Annotated in this window: 5 protein-coding genes; 3 read left to right on the plus strand and 2 right to left on the minus strand. The window is 59.1% G+C overall.

What is annotated here, in order from left to right; genetic code table 11:
- Positions 1 to 83: 83 nt before the first annotated feature.
- A complete protein-coding gene (locus tag IP81_RS15645; protein ID WP_054108951.1) occupies positions 84 to 1,415 on the minus strand; it encodes a hemolysin family protein in 1,332 nt (443 codons plus the stop codon).
- 176 nt (positions 1,416 to 1,591) lie between these two features.
- Here IP81_RS15645 and IP81_RS15650 point away from each other — a divergent pair, with 176 nt between their 5' ends.
- The gene (locus tag IP81_RS15650) at positions 1,592 to 2,284 is read left to right on the plus strand and encodes an OmpA family protein (RefSeq protein ID WP_054108952.1); all 693 of its coding nucleotides are present in this window, start codon (positions 1,592 to 1,594) and stop codon (positions 2,282 to 2,284) included.
- Between the two features lie 134 nt (positions 2,285 to 2,418).
- On the plus strand, positions 2,419 to 3,414 hold the full coding sequence (locus tag IP81_RS15655) for an aldo/keto reductase (protein ID WP_054108953.1): 996 nt from the start codon (positions 2,419 to 2,421) through the stop codon (positions 3,412 to 3,414).
- Between the two features lie 101 nt (positions 3,415 to 3,515).
- On the opposite strand, the gene IP81_RS15660 is transcribed toward IP81_RS15655, so the two are convergent.
- Positions 3,516 to 4,295: a 3'(2'),5'-bisphosphate nucleotidase CysQ gene (locus IP81_RS15660; protein WP_054108954.1), complete on the minus strand. Its 780-nt coding sequence runs from the start codon at positions 4,293 to 4,295 to the stop codon at positions 3,516 to 3,518.
- A 222-nt stretch (positions 4,296 to 4,517) separates the two neighbouring features.
- On the opposite strand from IP81_RS15660, the gene sucC reads away from it, so the two are divergent.
- The gene (gene sucC, locus IP81_RS15665) at positions 4,518 to 5,717 is read left to right on the plus strand and encodes an ADP-forming succinate--CoA ligase subunit beta (RefSeq protein ID WP_054108955.1); all 1,200 of its coding nucleotides are present in this window, start codon (positions 4,518 to 4,520) and stop codon (positions 5,715 to 5,717) included.
- Positions 5,718 to 5,946: the final 229 nt, after the last annotated feature.

The following is a 5,946-nucleotide window of genomic DNA, read 5'->3' on the forward strand; positions in this document are numbered from 1 at the left end:
GTCGAGCGTAGTCGAGACACCGTGCAAAGTGTCTCGACTACGCTCGACACGAACGGAATTGAGGAGAACAGAAGACGTCCTCCTCAGCCGTCAGCCTCAGCCACCGGCGCCGCCACAGCCGCTTTGCGCTTGCTCACCAGCAGCTTGTCGATCTTGCGACCATCCATATCGACCACTTCAAAGCGCCAGCCCTGATCGTAGAAATGCTCGCCTTCATTGGGCAGTTTCTTGAGCACGGACAGGCAATATCCGGCTGTCGTGGCAAATTCACGGTCGTCCGATAGGTCGATTCCCAGCCGGTCGGCCAAGGCATCGGCGGGCAACGCACCCGAAATCAGCAACGACCCGTCCTCGCGCTCCACCACCATCGGCCCATCACCGGCATCGCCATGGCCCACGAAATTGCCAGCAATCGCGGCGAGCAAATCTGCGGGCGTCACAATGCCTTCAAGGTGGCCATATTCATCGTGCACCAGCGCCACTGCCACTTCGGCCTGCTGGATCATGGTCAACGCATCCATCGTATCGAGCTGGTCGGGCACGATGGCAGGCTTTTTCATCAACCGGCCCAGTTGCACTTTGCGCCCGCGCAGCAGGGTGGAAAGCACATCGCGCACTTTGACCACGCCCACGATCTTGTCGACCGAGCCATCGGCCACGAGCAGCAGCGAATGGGGGCTATCTTCAATCGCTGCGCGCAGTTCAATTTCGGGGGCGCGGCGTTCGATCCAGTGGAGTTCGGTGCGCGGGGTCATCACTTCACGCACCGGGCGTTCGGCCAGCCGCATGATCCCGCTCATCAGCGCGCGCTCTTCCTCCTCGATCACGCCTGAACGCGTCGCCTCGGCGAAGATCATGTGCAGTTCTTCGGCGGTAACGTCCTGATCGGTCGCCGCTTTCAGGCCCATCATGCGGATCAGCAAGCTTGATGATTTGTCGAGCGTCCACACGAACGGCGCGGTGATGCGCGACATCATCGCCATGAATGGCGCGGCGATCTTGGCAATGGGTTCCGCGGCGCGCAGGGCCAATTGCTTGGGCACCAATTCGCCAACGACTAGGCTAAGATACGTGGTGATCGCAATCACGATGGCAAAGCCCGCATCATCGGCGAACCGTTCTGGCACGCCCCATGCCACCAATCGCTCTGCGGTGGGTCCGCCAAGGCTCGATCCGGAATAGGCACCCGCAATGATACCTACCAAAGTTATTCCGATCTGGACGGTCGAAAGAAATTTTCCGGGATCGGCGGCCAGCTCAATCGCGATCTTCGCGCCCTTGCTGCCTTCCTCGGCAGCGACCTTCAACCGCGCAGTGCGCGCGGAAACAATCGCCAGTTCCGACATGGAAAACAAGCCGTTGAGCACAACGAGGCCCAAAATGAGCAGTACATCAGACCAAGGATAAGGTGTCACGAAGGCGTCCCTAACAGATTTGAACGCCAAGGCGAAGGGCGCACTTAAAGTTCCGTCACCAATCGCCCGCAATTTCCGTTCGGGAACCGTTCAGTCGGAATGGGCTTATCTCAACTGTCAAAACAGCAAACCGTTGCATATGATTGAACCGGAATGTTGATCAAAGGGGACAGGAAATGACTATTCGTCGCATTATGATGTCGAGCGTTTGTGCGGTTTCGCTAATCGGTCTTTCGGCTTGCGTTACCGATCCCAACACCGGTGAACAAAAAGTTTCCCGCACTGCAATCGGCGGCCTTGGCGGCGTGCTGGGTGGCGCATTGCTTGGCGGACTGATTGGCGGCAAGACCGGGCGCATCGTTGGTGCGGGTATCGGCGGCGTAGCTGGCGGTGTGATTGGTTACCAAAAAGATAAGCAAATCAAAGAATTGCGTGAACAGACCGTAGGTAGCGGGATTGACGTGAGTGAAACCGATGGCGGCAACGCGATCCTCGTGAACTTGCCCAATGGCGTCACCTTCGATGTCGATAGCTCGACCGTGCGCCCATCCTTTGCTGCCACGCTGGACCGCGTGGCGCAGTCGTTGATGCAGTATCCAAACTCGCTGATTGACGTTTATGGCCATACCGATTCAACCGGATCTGACGCCTATAATCAGGCACTTTCAGAACGTCGCGCCCGCGCGGTTGCCGATTACCTGACCTCGCGCGGGGTTGGCTATGCCCGCATTCGCAGCCAGGGCTTTGGCGAATCGCAGCCGATTGCTTCGAATGATACAGAGCAAGGCCGTTCGGCCAATCGCCGCGTTGAAATCAAGATCGTCCCCATCAGCCAGGACGATGTGAACGCTGCCCGCACCGGCAACTGATCGCGCATCGATTTTAAGCCAGTGGCGTCGCTCCCTCGCGGAGCGGCGCCGTTTGCTATGTGGCGCAAACGATTCGCGGTTGACCGCCATGCCGTTGCGCTGGCATCGGCGGCGCCAGCAGGAGACTTGACCACATGCCGATTCAACGCCGCGCGATCAACGGACGCCTGACCAATCCGGTGGGCCTCGGCTGCATGTCGCTCAGTTGGGCTTATGGCGGGCGGCCAAGCGATGAGGACGGCATCCGCTTGCTCCACCACGCGATCGATATCGGCTACGATCATTTCGATACCGCGCGGCTCTATGGCTTGGGCCATAATGAAACGCAGGTCGGCATTGCGCTCAAAGGGCGGCGCGATAAAGTCTTCCTCGCTTCGAAAATGGGCATCTTTGCCAGCGGTGAAAAACGCGGGGTGGATTGCCACCCCGATACGATCCGCAGTGAACTCGAAGTGTCGCTCAAGCTGCTCCAAACCGATCATATCGACCTCTATTACATGCACCGCCGCGACTTTTCAGTGCCGATCGAGGATTCGGTCGGCGCGCTGGCGGACCTTGTGAAAGAGGGCAAGATCGGCAGCATCGGCCTTTCTGAAATGTCGGCTGATACCTTGCGCAAAGCCCATGCGGTCCATCCGATTGCCGCGATGCAAACCGAATATTCGCCATGGACGCGCCAAGCGGAAATCGCCGTGCTTGATGCCTGCTGCGAATTGGGCACCACATTCGTGGCATTCTCGCCCGTGGCGCGCGGCGTGCTTGCCAATGGCGTAACCGATCCTGCGGCACTGGAAGAAAAAGACATCCGCCGCGCCATGCCGCGCTTCACGGGCGATAACTGGACGAACAATCTGGCGCTGGTCCAGCAGTTCAACGCCGTCGCCGCGCGTGCGGAGGTCACTCCGGCGCAATTGTGTTTGGCGTGGGTACTATCGCGCGGTGATCACATCGTGACCATTCCCGGCACCGGCAAGATCGCCCATCTGGAAGAAAACATCGCGCGCTGGGACTGGGAATTGCCCGCTGCGCTCGCCGCTGAAGTCGATGCGTTGATCAATCAGCAGACCGTGGCAGGCCACCGCTATGCCGGTGCGATTCTGTCCACCATCGACACCGAGGATTTCGCATAAGCCATTGTAGAAATTGCCTCGTCATTGTGAGAAGGCGAAGCCGACGAAGCAATCTAACGTCATCTGGCTTTAGAACGTCTGGGCCGCAACATTGGCGAGCTCTAAGCCCAAGCCTTCTCCGCACGGTCAGCCAAACGCTCAATCGCAGCGGCATGAATGGCAGGAGCTGTGACCAGCAGCCCAAAGGCGCGCGGATCGCGTTTGTTGAACGAGATCGGCTTACCAAACACGTCGCTGACTGCCGCGCCTGCTTCGCGCGCAATTAGTGTCGCGGCGGCAATATCCCATTCAAAACCCCAGCGGATCGTAGCCAGCAAATCCGCCTCATCGGCACCCACCATGGCTATGCGCAGCGCGATGGAATTGGGCTTGTCGACCGTCACAAGGTCCGAATCGACACGCGCCAGGCTGTCCGCCGGGACGCGCGAGCCCGGCAATCGCGGGCGGTTGCTGGCAATCAGCTTTTGCCGGTTGCGCGTGGCGCCTTGGCCCGCAATGGCAGACCAGTATTCGCCGCGTGCAGGCGCGCTCAAAATGCCGAACAGCGGGCGGCCTTCGCTCACCAACGCCACGGAAACCGACCAGCCGGAGCGGCCACGCACGAAATCGCGGGTGCCATCAATCGGATCGACCAGCCAGCACAGGCCCTTATCCAGCCGTTCAGGGTGATCGACCGTTTCTTCGGAAAGCCAGCCCGCCGAGGGCAAAAGCGCCCCCAGCTCGCGCTTCAGGAATGTGTCCACCGCGATATCGGCCTCACACACCGGACTGCCGGGCACCTTCTCCCACACTTTCAGCGCATGGCTATGCCCTGGCCATTGGGCAAGAGCCATGGCCCCTGCTTGGGCAACAATCTGATGGAGGCGATCATGGTCAATCATGCTACTTTTCGTCAGGTGGCCTTTCTTAAAGGGCGGCGCAAGACGCATTCCGCCTATACTTTGCGTAAGGAGGGCGTTTACGCCCCTTTTCAAGCCCTCTGCGCTGTGCTTAAGGCAGCGGGACTCAAGCACCAACGGCGGTGCATATCATTGCGTCAACGGCTTCGTTCGTTGCCGTAATGGCACGCGCAGCCGGGGCCCATTGCATAGCGAGGATCACGCATGAACGTTCATGAATATCAGGGCAAAGAACTCCTTGCGAAGTTTGGCGTTGGCATTCCGGCAGGCATCGCCGCGCTGACGGTTGAAGAAGCCGTTGCTGCTGCCAAGCAACTTCCCGGACCGCTTTATGTGGTCAAGGCCCAGATCCACGCCGGTGGCCGCGGCAAGGGCAAGTTCAAGGAACTCCCCGCCGATGCCAAGGGCGGCGTACGCCTTGCCAAGAGCATCGAGGAAGTCGAAGCTTTCGCCAAGGAAATGCTCGGTAACACGCTCGTCACCATCCAGACGGGTGAAGCTGGCAAGCAGGTGAACCGCCTCTATGTCACCGATGGCGTTGATATCGCCAAGGAATACTACCTCTCGATGGTCGTTGATCGTGGCACCAGTCGCATCGCGCTGATCGTGTCGACCGAAGGCGGCATGGACATCGAAGAAGTCGCGCATTCGACGCCGGAAAAGATCGCCACGATCGTGATCGATCCGGTCGAAGGCTTCATGCCGCACCATGGCCGCGCTGTTGGCTTTGCGCTCGGCCTGTCGGGCGATCTGCACAAGCAGGCCGCCAAGATCGCGAACCAGCTTTACAACGCGTTTGTCGCGCTCGATTGCGACATGCTCGAAATCAACCCGCTGGTCGAAACCAAGGACGGCAACCTGCTCGTCCTCGATACCAAGATGAGCTTCGATTCGAACGCGCTGTATCGTCACCCCGACGTCTTCGCGCTGCGCGACGAAACCGAAGAAGATCCGGCTGAAATCGAAGCATCGAAGTATGACCTTGCCTACATCAAGCTTGATGGCAACATAGGCTGCATGGTCAACGGCGCTGGTCTTGCCATGGCTACGATGGACATCATCAAGCTGAACGGCGAATTCCCCGCCAACTTCCTCGATGTGGGCGGCGGCGCCAACAAGGAAAAGGTCACCGCAGCGTTCAAGATCATCCTCAAGGACCCTGCCGTGAAGGGCATCCTCGTCAACATCTTTGGCGGGATCATGAAGTGCGACATCATCGCTGAAGGCATCGTTGCCGCAGCGAAGGAAGTGAACCTCTCGGTTCCTCTGGTCGTCCGTCTCGAAGGCACCAACGTCCAGCAGGGCAAGGACATTCTGGCAAACTCCGGTCTGCCCATCGTCGCTGCCAACGATCTGGGCGATGCCGCCAAGAAGATCGTCGCCGAAGTGCGCGCGGTCGCCTGACCCGACGCACGCTGCGAATGAACGAAAGGGGCGCTGGGCAACCGGCGCCCCTTTCTGCATTTAGGGCGCACGAGGAATGCCTGATTCGGTATCACCATCGCATCCATGATTGACGTTTACGTAAGCGTGAATTATGGCGCTTGCATTGGATTAAAGGAAAGGACTGCTGGCCGATGAAAGCCCTGGTCTGCGTGAAGCGCGTGATCGATTATAACGTGAAGCCGCGAGT

The organism is Novosphingobium sp. AAP83 (assembly GCF_001295795.1).
Classification (GTDB): Bacteria; Pseudomonadota; Alphaproteobacteria; order Sphingomonadales; family Sphingomonadaceae; genus Novosphingobium.